Source organism: Thermus sp. KWY1 (assembly GCF_057547025.1).
The window spans coordinates 143,213-159,629 of record NZ_BAAJPG010000017.1 but is presented as its reverse complement, the minus strand read 5'-3'; the positions used below and the strand labels follow the sequence as shown (position 1 = coordinate 159,629).

The 16,417-nt window shown below is 64.4% G+C and carries 17 protein-coding genes and 2 tRNA genes; 10 read left to right on the top strand and 9 right to left on the bottom strand.

Annotation, left to right across the window (positions count from 1 at the left end; all coding sequences use genetic code 11):
- Positions 1–39 precede the first annotated feature (39 nt).
- The gene (locus tag AC27GT_RS05475; protein ID WP_015717293.1) at positions 40–1,563 is read left to right on the top strand and encodes a nicotinate phosphoribosyltransferase; all 1,524 of its coding nucleotides are present in this window, start codon (positions 40–42) and stop codon (positions 1,561–1,563) included.
- Positions 1,564–1,567: 4 nt separating this feature from the next.
- On the opposite strand, the gene clpX is transcribed toward AC27GT_RS05475, so the two are convergent.
- From clpX to AC27GT_RS05445, 6 genes are all read right to left on the bottom strand, one after another.
- Positions 1,568–2,770 (bottom strand): ATP-dependent Clp protease ATP-binding subunit ClpX, encoded by a 1,203-nt coding sequence (clpX, locus tag AC27GT_RS05470; RefSeq protein ID WP_038069479.1) that lies wholly within the window; start codon positions 2,768–2,770, stop codon positions 1,568–1,570.
- The gene (gene clpP / locus AC27GT_RS05465) at positions 2,757–3,341 is read right to left on the bottom strand and encodes an ATP-dependent Clp endopeptidase proteolytic subunit ClpP (RefSeq protein WP_038031487.1); all 585 of its coding nucleotides are present in this window, start codon (positions 3,339–3,341) and stop codon (positions 2,757–2,759) included. Before clpP ends, clpX begins: the two co-directional genes overlap by 14 nt.
- A gap of 61 nt (positions 3,342–3,402) precedes the next feature.
- Complete coding sequence (gene tig / locus AC27GT_RS05460) at positions 3,403–4,617, bottom strand: trigger factor (protein ID WP_487223665.1); 1,215 nt, start codon at positions 4,615–4,617, stop codon at positions 3,403–3,405.
- Positions 4,618–4,654: 37 nt separating this feature from the next.
- A tRNA-Leu gene (locus tag AC27GT_RS05455) sits at positions 4,655–4,739 on the bottom strand.
- A 54-nt stretch (positions 4,740–4,793) separates the two neighbouring features.
- Positions 4,794–4,870, bottom strand: a tRNA-His gene (locus AC27GT_RS05450).
- A gap of 28 nt (positions 4,871–4,898) precedes the next feature.
- On the bottom strand, positions 4,899–5,183 hold the full coding sequence (locus AC27GT_RS05445) for a rhodanese-like domain-containing protein (RefSeq protein ID WP_019550132.1): 285 nt from the start codon (positions 5,181–5,183) through the stop codon (positions 4,899–4,901).
- Positions 5,184–5,318: 135 nt separating this feature from the next.
- Between AC27GT_RS05445 and carB the strand changes: the two genes are divergently transcribed.
- From carB to AC27GT_RS05405, 8 genes are all read left to right on the top strand, one after another.
- A complete protein-coding gene (carB, locus tag AC27GT_RS05440; protein WP_487223664.1) occupies positions 5,319–8,426 on the top strand; it encodes a carbamoyl-phosphate synthase large subunit in 3,108 nt (1,035 codons plus the stop codon).
- A 35-nt stretch (positions 8,427–8,461) separates the two neighbouring features.
- The gene (locus AC27GT_RS05435) at positions 8,462–8,791 is read left to right on the top strand and encodes a cyclic-di-AMP receptor (RefSeq protein ID WP_015717299.1); all 330 of its coding nucleotides are present in this window, start codon (positions 8,462–8,464) and stop codon (positions 8,789–8,791) included.
- 128 nt (positions 8,792–8,919) lie between these two features.
- The gene (locus AC27GT_RS05430) at positions 8,920–9,684 is read left to right on the top strand and encodes a tRNA (adenine-N1)-methyltransferase (RefSeq protein WP_038031493.1); all 765 of its coding nucleotides are present in this window, start codon (positions 8,920–8,922) and stop codon (positions 9,682–9,684) included.
- Positions 9,669–11,219 (top strand): Rqc2 family fibronectin-binding protein, encoded by a 1,551-nt coding sequence (locus AC27GT_RS05425; RefSeq protein WP_038031495.1) that lies wholly within the window; start codon positions 9,669–9,671, stop codon positions 11,217–11,219. The genes AC27GT_RS05430 and AC27GT_RS05425 overlap by 16 nt, the downstream gene beginning before the upstream one ends.
- A 23-nt stretch (positions 11,220–11,242) precedes the next feature.
- Entirely contained in the window at positions 11,243–11,593 is a 351-nt protein-coding gene (gene panD, locus AC27GT_RS05420) for an aspartate 1-decarboxylase (protein WP_126165489.1), read from the top strand.
- On the top strand, positions 11,590–12,441 hold the full coding sequence (mqnP, locus tag AC27GT_RS05415; RefSeq protein WP_126165479.1) for a menaquinone biosynthesis prenyltransferase MqnP: 852 nt from the start codon (positions 11,590–11,592) through the stop codon (positions 12,439–12,441). Before panD ends, mqnP begins: the two co-directional genes overlap by 4 nt.
- Before the next feature lie 197 nt (positions 12,442–12,638).
- A complete protein-coding gene (locus tag AC27GT_RS05410; protein WP_487223663.1) occupies positions 12,639–13,199 on the top strand; it encodes an RNA polymerase sigma factor in 561 nt (186 codons plus the stop codon).
- Positions 13,200–13,862 carry an anti-sigma factor gene (locus tag AC27GT_RS05405; protein WP_126165480.1) on the top strand — a complete coding sequence of 221 codons (663 nt, stop codon included), beginning with the start codon at positions 13,200–13,202 and terminating at the stop codon, positions 13,860–13,862.
- Positions 13,863–13,914: 52 nt separating this feature from the next.
- Here the strand turns inward: AC27GT_RS05405 and AC27GT_RS05400 are convergent, their stop codons facing one another.
- Positions 13,915–14,253: a cupredoxin domain-containing protein gene (locus tag AC27GT_RS05400; RefSeq protein WP_172957244.1), complete on the bottom strand. Its 339-nt coding sequence runs from the start codon at positions 14,251–14,253 to the stop codon at positions 13,915–13,917.
- 10 nt (positions 14,254–14,263) lie between these two features.
- Positions 14,264–14,719, bottom strand: a complete 456-nt coding sequence (locus AC27GT_RS05395) for a hypothetical protein (protein ID WP_244922427.1) — start codon at positions 14,717–14,719, stop codon at positions 14,264–14,266.
- A gap of 85 nt (positions 14,720–14,804) precedes the next feature.
- Here AC27GT_RS05395 and AC27GT_RS05390 point away from each other — a divergent pair, with 85 nt between their 5' ends.
- The gene (locus AC27GT_RS05390) at positions 14,805–15,395 is read left to right on the top strand and encodes a TIGR01440 family protein (RefSeq protein ID WP_126165482.1); all 591 of its coding nucleotides are present in this window, start codon (positions 14,805–14,807) and stop codon (positions 15,393–15,395) included.
- Here the strand turns inward: AC27GT_RS05390 and AC27GT_RS05385 are convergent.
- Positions 15,358–16,416 carry a pyridoxal-phosphate-dependent aminotransferase family protein gene (locus tag AC27GT_RS05385; protein ID WP_126165483.1) on the bottom strand — a complete coding sequence of 353 codons (1,059 nt, stop codon included), beginning with the start codon at positions 16,414–16,416 and terminating at the stop codon, positions 15,358–15,360. The genes AC27GT_RS05390 and AC27GT_RS05385 overlap by 38 nt on opposite strands.
- Position 16,417: the final 1 nt, after the last annotated feature.

Below are 16,417 nucleotides of genomic sequence, written 5' to 3'. Positions count from 1 at the left end.
CCGCTAGTGTAGCGAAAAAAGGCGGGCTATGCTAGGCCCATGGACCCCTTCGGCATCCTCTACACGGACCTTTACCAGCTCACCATGGGCCAGGTTTACTTTAGGCTTGGCCTTCACGAGAAGGAGGCCCTCTTTGAAGCCTTCTACCGCAAGAACCCCGACTACGGAGCCCACCAGGCGGGTTACACCATCTTCGCCGGGCTAGATCCCCTCCTGACCTGGATGGAGGAAGCCCGCTTCGGCGAGGAGGAGCTCGCCGCCCTGAGCGCCCTGAAAAGCCGGAGCGGGAAACCCCTTTTCGCCGAAGACTACCTGCGCTACCTAAAGGGGATAGGGGGCTTCCAGGGCCTGACCCTTAGGGCCCTTCCCGAGGGCCGGGTGGCCCACCCCCAGGTGCCCCTCATCAGCGTGGAAGGCCCCCTCCTGCAGGCCCAGCTCCTGGAAACCGCCCTCTTAAACCGCATCAACTACGAAACCCTCATCGCCACCAAGGCGAGCCGGGTGCGGGAAGCCGCGGGGGAGGCCCTGGTGCTGGAATTCGGCCTCCGCCGCGCCCCCGCCAAGGGAGGGGAGGCCGCCACCCGGGCGAGCCTCATCGGGGGGGCCAACCGGTCCAGCGCCGTGAGCCTTTCCCACCTCCTCGGGCTTCCCTCCTCGGGTACCCATGCCCACAGCATGGTCCAGGCCTTCCTGGCCCTGGGCCACTCCGAGGAGGAGGCCTTCCAGGCCTTCGCCGAGGTCTTCCCCGACGACACCATCCTCCTTTTGGATACCGTGGACACCTTGGACTCGGGTCTTCCCAACGCCGTCCGGGTCTTTGAGCGGTTGCGGCGCAAGGGGCACAAACCGGTGGGGGTGCGCATAGACTCCGGGGACCTCGCTTACCTGGCCATACAGGTGGCCAGGGAGCTGGACAAGGCGGGCTTCCCCGACACCCTCATCGTCCTTTCCGGGGACCTGGACGAGCTGGTCATCTGGCAGATCAAAAGCCAGATTCAGGAGGAGGCCCCCCGCTACGGGGTGGACCCGGACCGCCTCCTCAAGCGCCTGGTCTACGGGGTGGGGACCCGGATGGTGGTTTCCTGGGGTTATCCGGCCCTGGGAGGAGTCTACAAACTGGTGGCCATCCGGGAAAACGGCACCTGGGCCCCGGCCATCAAGATCTCCGATTCCCTGGAGAAGGTGCTGAACCCCGGGCACAAGAAGGTCTACCGGGTATACGATCACCGGGGCCTGGCCACCGCTGACCTTTTGACGGCCCACGATGAGGAGGTACGGGAGAACCAGGCCCTTTGCCTACGCCACCCCACGGACCCCACCAAGCGCCGCACCCTCCGCCCGGGGGAGTTCACCCTCGAGCCCCTATTGGAGGAAGCCTATCGGGGCAAGCGCCTCTTTCCACCGTTACCCCTGGAAGTGCTACAGGAAAGGCGGCGAAGGGACGTGGAACGCCTGGACCCCGGGGTGCGCCGCCTGGTAAACCCCCACGTCTACCATGTCTCCCTCAGCGAGAGGCTCTTCGCCCTGAAGGAGGAGCTGGTGGCCCGCCTGGGCCAGGGGTAGCTCCCTAGGAGGCCTGGCGGAGTTTGGCCTCCTCGAGGGCCTTCAGGGGCTGGTCCAGGTGGGGAAGGTCGATCACCAGCTCGCGGACCCCGCTTCCCGGGGCCTCAAACATGAGGTCCACCATGGTCTTCTCCAGGATGGCCCTAAGACCCCGGGCCCCCGTGCCCCGCTTCAGCGCCCGGCGGGCGATCTCCTTCAGGGCCGCCTGGGTAAAGCGAAGCTCGATCCCCTCCAGGCGCATGAGTTCCTGGTACTGCTTCACCAAGGCGTTCTTCGGCTCGGTGAGGATGCGCACCAGGTCGTCTTCCGTAAGGGGATGAAGCTGGACGATGAGGGGGGCCCGCCCCACAAACTCTGGAATCATGCCGAACTTCACCAGGTCCTCGGGGATGACCTCTAAGGGCTCCTCGTGGGCTTCCTTGGCCTTGCCACGGGTAAAGCCAATGGTGGTGCGCTCGGTGCGGGCCTTGACGATGTTCTCCAGCCCCTCAAAGGCCCCGCCCAGGATGAAGAGGATGTTCTTGGTGTTCACGGGAATGAACTCCTGGTGCGGGTGCTTGCGCCCTCCCTGAGGAGGCACGTTGGCGATGGTACCCTCAATGATCTTCAACAGAGCCTGCTGCACCCCTTCCCCGGAAACATCCCGGGTCAAGGAGGGGTTTTCCGACTTGCGGGCGATCTTGTCGATCTCGTCAATGTAGACGATGCCCATCTCCGCCCGCTCCACATCAAAGTCGGCGTTCTGCAGAAGGCGGAGGATGACGTTTTCCACGTCCTCCCCCACGTACCCCGCCTCGGTCAGGGTGGTGGCGTCGGCGATGGCAAAGGGCACATCCAGGAAACGGGCCAGGGTTTCCGCCAGGAGGGTCTTACCCGTACCCGTGGGGCCGATGAGGAGGATATTGGACTTACCGATCTCCGCCTCCGGATGGAGGAGGCGCTTGTAGTGGTTGTAGACGGCCACGCTCAAGGCCCTCTTGGCCGCCTCCTGCCCCACCACGTACTGGTCCAGGTGGGCCTTGATCTCCTGGGGTTTGGGAAGGCGTGTTGGCCCCTTGGGCCCCCGCTTCTCCTGGCGCAAGAGCTCCTGGGCCCGCTCCACGCAGTCCTCGCAGATGTAGACCTCGGCGATGGGGCTTTCCAGAAGCCGCCCCGTTTCCGGCGGACGCAGGCCGCAAAAGTTGCAGTAGGGTCTAGGCTTCCTCACGGGTCACCACCTGGTCGATCAGGCCGTACTCCAGGGCCTCCTGGGCGGAAAGGTAATAGTCCCGGTCGGTGTCCTTCTCCACCTTCTCCAGGGGTTGGCCGGTGTGCTTGGCCAGGATCTCGTTCAAAAGCTTCTTGGCCTTGAGGATCTCCTGGGCCTGGATGGCGATGTCGCTGGCCGTGCCCCGGACCCCGCCCCAGGGCTGGTGGATCATCACCTTGGAGTGGGGCAGGGCGTAGCGCCGGCCCTTCTCCCCGGCGGCCAGGATCACCGCGGCCATGCTGGCCGCCATGCCGATGACGATGGTGGAAACCGGGGCCCGGACGAACTGCATGGTGTCGTAGATGGCAAGCCCAGCATCCACCTCGCCCCCGGGGGAGTTGATGTAGAGGCGGATCTCCTGATTGGGATTCTGGGCATCCAGGAAAAGTAGCTGGGCCACGATGATGTTGGCCACCTGGGAGTCTATGGGGGTGCCCAGGAAGATGATGCGATCCTTGAGAAGCCGGGAGTAAATGTCGTAGACCCGCTCGCCGCGGGCGGTCTGCTCTATGACGTAGGGTATGACCATACCAGTCCCCATTGTAGCGGCAAGCCCAGGGGGAAAAGCCCCCTGGGCCACCATGACGCTCCTACAGGAGCTTGGCCAAGGCCTCCTTCACGGCCTTATCCTGGATGTAGGCCGCCCGCAAGCGGGCAAGGCCCCTCTCCCCAAACTCCCGCCTCAGCTCCTGCAAGGAGATTCCGTAGGAGCGGGCCACCGCCTGCAGGTAGGCCTGCCACTCCTCCTCGCTCACCTCCGGCTTGAGCTCCTCCGCCAGGCGCTCCTCGGCCAAGGACCGCTTCACCCGCTTCAAGGCCTCCTGCCTCAGCTCCTCCCGGAACTTCTCAAACTCCCCCTTCTCCTCCAGGGCCTTGAGGTAGGCCTCGAGGGGAATCCCCTGCCGGGCAAGGTCCTCCGCCAGGTGCTCCAGGAGGTGGCGCTCCTCCGCCTCCAGCATGGAAGGGGGTATTTCCGCCTCCAACCCCTCGGCGAGCTTCTCCAGGAAGGCCCGCTCCCGCGCCTCCTGGTACCGGGCTTCCGCCTGGCGCTTTAGGCTTTCCCGCACCTTCTCCCTCAGTTCCTCCAGGCTCTCCGCCTCGAGGGTCTTGGCAAACTCCTCATCCAGCTCGGGAAGCTCGAGGGTCTTCACCTCCAGGATCTCGGTGCGCACCTCCCGCACCTTCTCCCCCTTCTCGTTCAAGACGGGGACCATGACCACCTCCCCTGCCCGCTTGCCCAAAAGGGCCTCCCGCACGTGGGGAAGGGCCTTGGAGAGGTCAATGGGGAACTCCGCCCCCTCCTCGGTGCGCACGAAGACGTGGTCCTTCTCCTGGGCCTCCCGGTCCACAGGCACCAGCTCGGCGTAGCGATGGCGGAGCTCCTCCAAGGCCTTGTCCACCATCTCTTCCGTGACCTCCTCCTGGGCCACCTGGAGGTCAAAGCTCCGCCAGTCGGGAAGCTGCACCTCGGGGTAGTTCTCCACCTCGGCCACGTAGCGAAAACCCTCCCCCTCGCTCAGCTCCTCCTCCACCACCCTCGCCGCCACGGGCAAGAGGCCCAGCTCCTGCACCGCAAGGGGATAGGTCTCCTCCACCAGGCGCTCCTTGAGGTCGGACAGGAGCTCCTCCCGCCCGATGCGGGCCTCCACCACCTTCAAGGGGGCCTTTCCCGGGCGGAACCCCGGGATCCTCACCCGCTTGGCCACGTCCCTAAGGAGGGCCTGGTACCTTTCCTCCACCTTCTCCTTAGGTACCTCCACCCGGACCTTTACCAGATAGCCGGAACGTTCCAGGATTTCCGCCACGCCTCACCTCGCGCTTCAAAAAGGGGCCCCGCCCTTGTGGTGCGAGGAGCGGGACTTGAACCCGCACGGGTTACCCCACCGGATCCTAAGTCCGGCGCGTCTACCGGTTCCGCCATCCTCGCAAAAGGAGGGCGAGGCCCCCCTTTAAAATACCACCCCTTGCGGGGTGGCGGGATTGGGGTGAGCGATGGGACTTGAACCCACGACCCCCGGATCCACAGTCCGGTGCTCTAACCAGCTGAGCTACGCTCACCACGCTCAGCATCCGCCATTCTAAGGGCCTAACTACCCTCCGTCAAGGCCTGCAACCCGCCCTCCAGGCTCATGGCCTCGTACCCTTCCGCCTCCAGATACAGGGCCGCCACCTGGCTGATGAGCCCCTTTTCGCACACCAAGAGCAAGGGAACCTTGGGCAGGTGGTGCTCCCCCGCCTGGATTTTCTCCAGGGGCACCCACTCCGCGGGAAAGGGCAAGGGGGTATGGCGCTTGTCCGCCGGGCGGACGTCCACCACCTTCACCCCCTGGTTCAGGAGGGCCGGGAGTTCCTCGGGTTTGACCCTGCGCATACCCTTGATTGTACCAGGCGAAGGCAGGGCCTCTGCGCAAAGTTATGCAGTTAAGCCCGGGTACTTTGCATAAGAAGTGGCATTCTCCTTGGACAACCCGGGCCAAGTATGTTATCCTCGCCCATTGGGTACGCGATGCCGCCGAGAAGAGACCTCAAGAAAATCCTCATCATCGGTTCCGGGCCCATCACCATCGGCCAGGCTGCGGAGTTCGACTACTCGGGCACCCAGGCGGTGAAGGCCCTCAGGGGGGCGGGGTACGAGGCCATCCTGGTGAACTCCAACCCCGCCACCATCATGACCGATCCCGAGCTGGCCGAACGCACCTACCTGGAGCCCCTCACCCTGGAGTACCTGGAAAGGGTGATCGCCAAGGAGCGCCCGGATGCCCTTCTCCCCACCTTGGGGGGGCAGACGGCCTTGAACCTCTCCATGGCCCTTCACGAGGAAGGGGTACTTGCCCGCTACGGGGTGGAGCTCATCGGGGCCAAGGCCGAGGCCATCAAAAAGGGAGAGGACCGGGAGGAGTTCCAAAAGGCCATGCGCAAGATCGGCCTCGAGGTGCCTCGAGGCCAGATGGTGTCCAGCGTGGAGGAGGGCCTCCACTTCGCCCGCGAGGTGGGCTACCCGGTGGTGGTCCGCCCCTCCTTTACCCTGGGGGGCACCGGGGGCGGTATCGCCCGGAACGAGGCCGAGCTGAGGGAGGTCCTCGGCCGGGGCCTTCTCCTCTCCCCGGTGCACACCGCCTTGGTGGAGGAATCGGTTTTGGGCTGGAAGGAGTTTGAGCTGGAGGTGATGCGGGACCATGCGGACACCGTGGTCATCATCACCAGCATCGAAAACGTGGACCCCATGGGGGTCCACACCGGGGACTCCATCACCGTGGCCCCTGCTCAAACCCTCTCCGATGCGGAGTACCAGCGAATGCGGGACGCCGCCAAGGCGGTGATCCGGGAGATCGGGGTGGACACCGGGGGTTCCAACATCCAGTTCGCCGTGGACCCCAAGACGGGCCGCCAGGTGGTCATCGAGATGAACCCCCGGGTCTCCCGTTCCAGCGCCCTCGCCTCCAAGGCCACGGGCTTCCCCATCGCCAAGATCGCGGCCCTTCTGGCGGTGGGCTACCGCCTGGACGAGCTTCCCAACGACATCACCCGCAAGACCCCGGCCTCCTTTGAGCCCACCATCGACTACGTGGTGGTGAAAATCCCCCGCTTCGCCTTTGAGAAGTTCAAGGACCTCCCCAACACCCTGGGGGAGCTTAAGGACGAGCTCGGCACCCAGATGAAGTCCGTGGGGGAGGTGATGGCCATCGGCCGCACCTTCAAGGAAGCCCTCATGAAGGCCCTGAGGGGTCTGGAACGGGACGTCAGGGCCCTGGCCCAGGTGCGCACGGAGGACCTGGAGAAGAAGCTCTACCCCAACCCCGACCGCATCTATGCGGTCATGGAGCTCCTGCGGCGGGGGATGCCCATAGAGGATCTGTACCAGGCCACCCGCATCGACCCGTGGTTCCTGTACCAAATACAGGAAATCGTCCAGGCCGAGGGGTGGCTCCAGCTTCATCCCCCCAAGGACCGGGAGGACTGGCGCTTCTATAAGGGCCTGGGGCTCACCGATGCCCGCATGGGCGAGCTCCTGGGCAAGGGGGAAAAGGAGGTCCGCCAGGAGCGGAAGGCCCTGGGGGTGGTGCCCGTGTACAAGACCGTGGACACCTGCGCCGCGGAGTTCGAGGCCTACACCCCCTACCACTACTCCACCTACGAGGTGGAGGACGAGGTCTGGCCCTCCAGCAAACCCAAGGTGGTGATCCTGGGCTCAGGGCCCATAAGGATCGGCCAGGGGGTGGAGTTTGACTACGCCACGGTGCATGCCGTCTGGGCCCTACGGGAGGCAGGGTACGAAACCATCATGGTGAACTCCAACCCCGAAACGGTGTCCACCGATTACGACACCGCCGACCGCCTTTACTTTGAACCCCTGACCCTCGAGGATGTCCTGAACCTGGTGGAGCATGAGAAGCCCATCGGGGTCATCGCCACCCTGGGCGGCCAAACCCCCCTGAAGCTGGCCAAGGGCCTCGAGGAAGCCGGGGTAAAGCTCCTCGGCACTCCCTTCGCCGCCATCCACAAGGCGGAGGACCGCCACGAGTTCAACCGGCTTTGCCGGGAGCTGGGTATCCCTCAGCCTGAGGGCCGGGTGGCGGCCACCCCCGGGGAAGCCCTGGAGCTTGCCGAGGAAGTGGGCTACCCCCTCCTGGCCCGGCCCAGCTACGTCCTGGGGGGGCGGGCCATGCGGGTACTCCAGAGCCGTGAGGAGCTAAAGCACTACCTGGAGGAGGTCTACGAGCCCCTTCAGGACAAGCCCTCCATCCTCCTGGACCGGTACCTGGAAGGGGCCTTGGAGCTGGATGTGGACGCCCTTTCCGACGGGGAGGAGGTGATGATCGCCGGGGTGATGGAGCATGTGGAGCGCGCTGGAGTGCACTCGGGAGACTCCGCCACGGTGCTGCCCCCGGTGCACCTTTCCCCGGGTGCTCTGGACAAGGTCAGGGCCTACACCCGGAAGCTGGCCTTGGCCCTGGGGGTGAAGGGCCTTTTGAACGTGCAGTATGCCGTTTTGGGGGAGGAGGTGTACATCCTCGAGGCCAACCCCCGGGCAAGCCGCACCGTCCCCTTCGTTTCCAAAGCCATCGGGATACCCCTGGCCAAGCTGGCCGCCCTCATCGCCGTGGGGAAAACCCTGAGGGACCTGGGGATCCGGGACCTGGACCCCATACCCCCCTACTACGCGGTGAAAGAGGTGGTCATCCCCTGGCTCAAGTTCCCCGGGGTCATCCCGGTTTTGGGTCCCGAGATGCGCTCCACCGGGGAAAGCATGGGCCTGGACGAGGACCCTTACCTGGCCTACTACAAGGCAGAGCTGGGCGCAGGCCAGAGGCTTCCCCTAGAGGGGCGGGTGCGCTTCATCCAAGAAGGGCTTCCCCCCAAGGAAGCCCGTCGGCTGGAAGAACTCCGGCAAGCCTACCTCGAGGCGGGCTTTACCCTCTCCGAAGGGGAATATGACCTCCTTATCAGCCCTGTCCCCCACCCCGAGTTGAGGCGGGCGGTGGAAAAGGGCCTTCCCTTCATCACCACCTTAGAGGGTGCTTGGTGGAGCTTAAAGGCCATTCTGAAGGCCAGGGAAAAAGGCCCCGAGGCCAGAAGCCTGCAGGAATGGCACGGCATCTTGCAGAAAGCCTGAGGGCAAGGAGGCCCAGCAGTGTACAATGAAGGCCAATGAAGCTCATCGTGGCCATCGTGCAGGATACCGACGCCCCCGGGCTCACCAAAGCCCTGTTGGAGCGGGGCTTGCAGTCCACCAAGCTGGCCTCCACCGGCGGCTTTCTGCGGGAGGGGAACACCACCTTGCTGATCGGGGTAGAGGACGAAAGGGTCCAAGAAGTGCTGGAGCTGATCCGGGAAAAATGCCGCACCCGCACCCGCCTGGTCACCCGGGGCTTTCCCCTTTCCGAGGCCCCCGACCCGTTCCTGGCCCAGCCGGTGGAGGTGCAGGTGGGCGGGGCGGTGGTCTTCGTCCTGCCGGTGGAAGGGTTTTTCAAGGTGTGAGGGGCTAGGCCCTGCGCTTGGGCCTCTGGGTACCCTTCGTACCTTTGCGGGATCCCAGAGGGCTCCCAACCCCTGTGAGCTGGAGAGGGTCCTGGACTCCAGGGCCCTGGCCCGCTAAAGTGTTTGGGATGGAAGGTGAGCTCTTTCTTCTCAAGGACGCCAAAGGCCGAGCCTTCCTGATTCGCCTTAAGGAGGGTGGAGTCTTCCACCACCACCGGGGCACCGTGCCTCACGAGGAAATCCGCAAGGCCGGCCCGGGGGGAAGGGTGTGGACCCACCTGGGGGAGGAGCTTTCCGTCCACCACCCCACCCTGGAGGAGTACCTCCTCCACATGCGACGTAGCGCCACCCCCACGTACCCCAAGGACGCCAGCGCCATGGTGACCCTTTTGGATCTGGCCCCGGGGATGCGGGTCCTCGAGGCGGGCACGGGCTCCGGGGGACTCACCCTCTTCCTGGCCCGGGCAGTGGGGCCCACGGGGCTCGTGGAAAGCTACGAGAAACGGCCCCAGCACCTGGCCCAGGCAGAGGCCAATGTGAAGGCCTTCTGGCAGGTGGAAAACGTGCGCTTCCACTTGGGCAACCTGGAGGAAGCCTCCTTGGAGCCGGAAAGCGTTCACGGGGTGGCCCTGGACCTCATGGAACCCTGGAAGGTCCTGGCCAAGGCCACGGGGGCTCTTAGGCCCGATCGTTTCCTGGTGGCCTACCTCCCCAACATCACCCAGGTGCTGGAGCTGGTACAGAGGGCTGAGGGCCTGCCCCTCACGTTGGAGCGGGTCCTGGAGGTAGCCTGGCGGGAGTGGGAGATCCGGCTTCCCGTGGCCCATCCTCGCTTCCAGCAGGTGGGGCATACCGCCTTTCTGGTGGTCTTTAGAAAATGGAAGGATTGCTGATCCACGCCTTCCTGCGGGAGCTACGAAAGGAGCTTCCCGCTTTAAACCTGGGCCTGGCCTTTCCCGAGGAAGGTAGCCTGGCCATCCTCCTCAAGGGTCAATCGGGCCGCATCTTCAACCTGGTGGCCCGCTACCGCCCCCCGTCTCCCAGCCTGGCCCTGGAGGAGGGAACCCTCTTGGGAGAGCCCAAGACCCCTTTCCAGCGGCAGGTCCAGGCCCGGGTAAAGGGCCCCCTGCTGGAGGCGGAACAGATCAAGCTGGACCGGGTGGTCCTCTTCCGCTTTGCCGGGGAAAAGGGGTTCGTGGATACCCCACCCGCCACCTTGGTCCTCGAGGCCACAGGGCGGAACGCCAACCTCATCCTTTTGGATGAAGAAGGCGTTATCCTCGGGGTGGATCGCCCCATCACCCGCGAGGTGAACCGCTACCGCCAGGTGAAGCCCGGCCTGCCTTACGTGCCCCCACCCCCTTACGAGAAGCTGGATCCCAGGACCCTGACCCTGGAGGAACTCCGGGTCCTTCTGGAAAAACCCCTTAAGGAAGTGGTGCGCCACGTGGATGGGATAGGGCTGGAACTCCTGCGGGAGCTGGCCAAAAGGGCTGCCCTCACCCCGGAAACCCCCTTGGACGAGGCTGGCCTGGCCAGGGTTTTCGAGGCGCTAAAGGCCCTTGTGGAGAATCCCTCCCTGGGCACCGCTCTTTCCCAGGAGCTCCGGGAAAAGTGGGCCGAGGAGGAGAAAGAGGCCTTGAGGAAGCCGCTCCTCGAGGCTCTAAAGCAGGAGCAGAAGACCCTTTCGGCAAGGCTTTCCGACTACCACCGGGCCCTCGAGCGCCTGGAGGAAGCGGAAAGCTTGCGGCAGAAAGCCGATCTCCTCCTGGCCCGGCTTAAGGAGGTACCCCGGGGTGCGGAAAAGGCGGTTCTGGAAGGGTTTGACGGCAAGCCGGTGGAGATCCCCTTGGATCCCACCCTATCCCCCCAGGAAAACGCCAGGAAGCTTTACGACCGGGCCCGCCGCCTGGAGGAGCTGGCGGAAAGGGCCCTAGAGCTCATCCCGCAAACGGAGGAGAAGCTAAAGGCCCTGGAGAGGGAGATGGAGCGGGTCAGGCAGGCGGACCTCCAGGAGCTCTTGGACCTTTCCCGAAAACCCAAGGAGGGAAAGGGGCCTAGGCTTGGCCTCAGGTACACCTCCCCCTCGGGCTACCCCGTCCTGGTGGGCAGAAACGCCAAGGAAAACGACCTCCTCACCCGCATGGCCCACTCCGAGGACCTGTGGTTCCACGCCCAAGGGGTGCCGGGAAGCCACGTGATCCTTAAGGCGGAGGGGAAAAATCCCCCCCTGGACGACCTCCTCTTTGCCGCCAGGCTCGCCGCCTACTACTCCAAGGCCAGGGGGGAAACCCAGGTCCCCGTGGACTACACCCGCAAAAAGCACGTGTGGCGCCCCAGGAAGGCGGCACCCGGCCAGGTGCTCTACACCCACGCCAAGACCCTCTTCGTGGAGGGGACGCTTCCTCAGGAAGGAGGCGAAGGGTAAACTTGACCTTTGTGAAAAGGGTCATGTTCCACGCCAAGATCCACCGGGCCACGGTAACCCACGCAGACCTGCACTATGTGGGCTCGGTCACCGTGGACCAGGATCTTTTGGATGTCGCCGGCATCCTGCCCTACGAACAGGTGGACATCTACGACATCACCAACGGGGCCCGGCTCACCACCTACGCCCTACCCGGGGCGAGGGGGTCAGGGGTGGTGCAGATCAACGGGGCCGCCGCCCATTTGGTGCGCCCAGGGGACCTGGTGATCCTGGTGGCCTACGGGATCTTTGAGGAGGAGGAGGCAAGGAACCTCAAACCCACCGTGGTCCTGGTGGACGATACAAACCGGATTCTTGAGGTGCGACGGGGATGAGGCGGCTTCGGCTTTATCTAGACCTAATCCGCTTCGAGCACACCCTCTTCGCCCTTCCCTTTGCCTACGGGGGGATGCTTCTTGCGGCGGGGGGCTGGCCGGGCCTTCGCACCTTCCTCCTGGTCACCCTGGCCATGGTGGGGGCCCGGACCATGGCCATGGCCTTAAACCGCCTCATAGACTGGAAGATCGACGCCTTAAACCCCAGGACCCAGAACCGGCATCTGCCCAAAGGGCTGGTCAAACCCTGGGAAACCCTTTTTTTGGCCCTGGTGGGCCTCCTCCTTCTGACCCTCGCCGGGCTATCCCTTAATCCCCTCACCGCCCGTCTCCTTCCGGTGGCGGTCTTCTTCCTCACCATCTACAGCTACACCAAGCGCTTCACCTGGCTTTGCCACTACGTGCTGGGCCTCACCATCGGGGCTGCCGCCGCAGGTGGCTGGATCGCCGTCACGGGAAGCTTCCACCCCACCGCCTACTGGCTCTGGGCGGCGGTGGGGCTTTGGATCGCTGGGTTCGACATCCTCTACGCCACGCAGGACTACACCTTCGACCGCGCTTACGGGGTAAAGAGCATCCCGGCCCGCTTCGGCATCCCCTTGGCCCTCTGGATTGCCCGGGCCACGCACCTTACCGCCTGGCTGGCCTTCCTCCTGGCCGGCCTTAGCTACGGGGCGGGAAGCCTCTACTTTTTAGGTCTCCTCTTGGTGGGAGGGCTCCTCTTCTACGAGCACCGCCTGGTGAGCCCCAAGGATCTAAGCCGGGTGGACCTGGCCTTCTTCCAGGCCAACGTGGGGGTGAGCCTGGGGATGTTCCTCTTTATCGTGCTGGATCTTCTTTGGGGTTAAGGGAAATTGACGGCCAAGGCCTGGGCGCCTATCCTGGTACCATCTGGCCTAAGCCTGGGCTTGGAGGCGAAGCAACCCTGGACGCAAAGGCCCACGCTTGGAACGGGCCATACCCCTAGCCTACCTTGGAATCTCCTTGGCCCCCTGGAAAGGCTAGGGGGACTAGGGGTGAAGGGAGCTAAAGGAGGAAAGGGCAAGTGAACGACAGGGAGGAGGCCCTCTTACACTGCCAGCTCCTACGCATGGCCCGTGGAGAAGAAGAAGCGTTAGAGGCCCTGTATCAGACCCTCGCTCCCTGGGTGTTCGCCTTGATCCATAGAATTCTGAAAAATCCGGAAGTGGCAAAAGAGGTTTTACAGGATACTTTCTTGAGGGTCTACCAGCAGGCCTGGCGCTACGACCCCAAGCGGGGCAAGCCCACAACCTTTGTCTATGCCATAGCCCGCAATCTCGCCCTCTCCCGCCTGCGGGGAGAACGGCGGCAACCCCTTAAAGACCCCACCCTGGATCCCCACGACCCCGAGGGGGATCGGGAGGCCACCTGGGGAACCGAGCGGGAAGACCGGGAGGACAGGGTCCGGGTGGTGCAAGCTCTAGAAGACCTCTCCCCTCAAGAGCGCCTCCTTTTGGAAGAGGCCTTCTACCTTGGACTAACCCACCGGGAACTGGCGGAACGCCACGGGTTGCCCCTGGGAACCGTTAAGGCCCGCATCCGCCGGGCTCTGGCCAAGCTAAGGGGAAAGCTGGGGGAGGCGTAGATGGAACACGTGGAGGAACTGCTGACCGACTACCTTACGGGGAGCCTCGAGGCGAAGGACCGAGCCCAGGTGGAGGCCCACCTCCGAACGTGCCGCCGTTGCCAAGAGGAATTGCGGGCCTTGGAGGAAACCTTCTACGCCTTGACCCACACCCTAATCCCGGTTCCACCGCCCCCGGAAAGCCTAGATCGGATCAGGTCGCAGCTCCGCTGGAACAGGCGGAAGCGAGACGCCATCCGGACCCTTTTCCTTGCCGCCGCCCTGGGAGTGGCCTTCGCCCTGGGGATCTACTTGGGCGGGAAAACGCCCATCCAGGAAACAGCCTTGGAAAAAGTGGCGTATTGGGCCAGCGATCCAGGGGCCCATTGGCGCCTACTTCGTACTGAGGAAGAAAGCCTGGGCCTCCTCCTGTGGCGGGAAGACGGACGCTGCCTGGTGCTGTTCCGGGAACCCCCTCCCCGTGGCACGGTTTACCAGCTTTGGGGAGAAGAAGGCGGTCAGCTTTTTCCCTTGGCTGGGGGGCCAACGCGCATCCTGGAAGCCGACTACGGCCACTTCCGTACCCTAGTCCTCAGCCTGGAGTCCCGGCCGGAAAATGCGGTCTCCGGAAAGCCCAGGCCATCCCCCCCAGCCCGCTTCCTTACCCGCTTGAACCTGCCCTGAGGCCAGGCCCCTTTTTGCCCGGCGAGAACAAGTCCCCTGAAGATCTACCGCATCACCTAACCTCAATCTCCCCCTGCATGCCAGGATGGATGCGGCAGAAATAGGGGTAGGTTCCTGGCTGATTCAAAACGATGCGGGCAGAGGTCTGGCCCTGGCTCAGGGTGCCCGTGTCAAAGGCCCCACCCTCGGCGGTGGCGGTGTGGGGTGCGGCATCCTGGTTCTCAAAGCTCAGGCTACCCCCCGAGGCCACGAAGCACCGGGCCGGATGAAAGGCAAAGCCTTGAATCCGGATGACCGAAGGACAGGGCTCCACACCCCCACCCCCTCCCGTCCGGGGGTAGCATCCCGCCAGCGTCAGGGCGGCCAGCATGCCTATCCACATGGAACGCATGCCCACCTCCTCAGTAGCGAACCTCGGTGGCCTGAAGATCGCCGCAGGCCAGGGTTCCACCCACCGGTGTCGGGGTGTTGGCATGAACGTTCACATAGGTGCTACCCCCCGGCAAAGAGGCGGCGGGCAACCGGGTATAGGCCACCGCACGGCCGTTGGCATCCGCCACCAGGGAGGTTAAGCCCAGGATCTGATCCCCGTTCTGCTCCTTACACGTGGCGTTACCCCCGCGGTTGAAGTGGATGTGGTTGGCATAGGCCCCGGATCCCGGCCTCAGGCCCTCCAAATAGACAAAGACCTCCAGCCCCCCTTGGGAACCAACCAAAACCACCGCCCGCCCTTTGAGCCCCTGCCCCGCCAGCTCTGCCAGGTAAACCTCCGGCTTCTTCCCACCCTGGCCCAAGGCCAAGACCACCCAAGCCACCAACGATAAAACCCCCAACCCGAACGCCAACCGCCAGCGCATACCACACACCTCCCCTCACCCCTTACTACGCTCACCTGGATCCAAATGGATGCAGCGCTCCTGCGGGGAGGAGTAGGCTTGAGGTATGGAGGGCATCCGCAAGGCGGCGGAAAAAGCGATTTTGGAGTTTCTGGACCTCTTCCCCATGCCCAGGGGAAGCCTCTTCGTCCTGGGGGGGTCCACCAGCGAGGTCTTGGGGGAAAAGGTGGGAACGAAGCCCAGCCTCGAGGTGGCCGAGGCCATCCTCGAGGGGCTCCTTCCCCCTCTCCTCGAACGGGGGATATGGGTAGCCGTCCAGGGATGCGAGCACCTGAACCGGGCCCTGGTGGTGGAAAGGGAGGCAGCCCGGACCTACAGCCTGGAGGAGGTCACCGTCTTTCCCCATCCCAAGGCGGGAGGAAGCCTGGCCATGGCCGCCTTTCTCCGCCTCCAGGACCCCGTGATGGTGGAATCCCTAAAGGCCCAAGCCCACGGGGGAATGGACATCGGGGGCGTTCTCATCGGCATGCACCTGCGGCCCGTGGCCGTACCCCTCAGGCTTTCCCTGCGCAGGATTGGCGAGGCAGTACTCATCGCCGCCAAAACCCGCCCCAAGCTGGTGGGCGGGGCCAGGGCGGTCTACACCCGGGAGGAGATGCTCAGGAAGCTGGAAGAATATCGGCAAAAGCTTCCCTGAAAAGGGCCGCCACCCCGAGGGCCTCGTAGCGGTTGTAATAACCCATGAGGGAAAGGCGGAATACCCTGCCCTTCAAGGGCCCCTGGCCCCCGGCGATCACCGCCTGCCTTCGGGCAAAGGCCTCCTTCACCGCCCGGTAGGAAACCCCTTCGGGCAGGTAAAAGGCGGCCACCGCCGGGCTTGGCACCTCGGGCACAGGGCTTAACCCCAGCTCCGCCCCAACCCGGTACAGAAGGTCGTTCTGCCAGGCCTTTAAGGCCAGGTGTTCGGGAAGCTTGGGCAACACCTTCTCCAGCACCGCCGCCACCGCCCCCACCAGGTTGATGGCCGGGGTCCAGGCGCTTTCCCCTTCCCTCTGGGCTTTGAGCTCCCGGGAGAGGTTCAGGTAGTAGCCCCGGGGGCGCAAACGTTCCAAGGCCCAGGGGCTTAGGGCCACAAAACCCAGCCCCGGGGGGCACATGAGACCCTTCTGGCTACCGGAGGCCGCGGCATCCACTCCCCAGGCCTCGAGGGCCACCTCCCGTACCAGCAAGCTGGTCACCATGTCGGCCCCCACCAGACCTTTGGGATTGGCCTCCTTAAAGGCTCTCGCCAGGGCGGGAAGGTCCACCATGGCCCCGGTGGAGGTCTCCGAGTGAACCAGCAGTAGCCCTTGGTAACCGGGCCTTGCCACCTGGTCCGGGCTTGGTACCCGCCCGTAAGGGAGCTCCAACCGGTCCACCTCGAGGCCCGCGCTTTCCGCAATCTCGGCGAAGCGCTCGGAGAACTTGCCGTAAACCGGCACCAAAACCCTTTCCCCGGGGGCGAAGAGATTCCACACCAGGGCCTCCATGGCCAGGGTGCCGCTTCCCGTGAGGATGAGCACCTCGCCCTGGGTGCGGAAGGCTTCCCGAAGAAGGCTTCGGGCCTTAAGGAAAAGTGCCCTGGCGGGCTCAGTCCGGTGGTGAAGCTGAGGGCGGGAAAAAGCCTCTAGCGCCTTGGGATGAAGCCGCACAGGACCCGGAGTGAGGAGCCAGTCCATG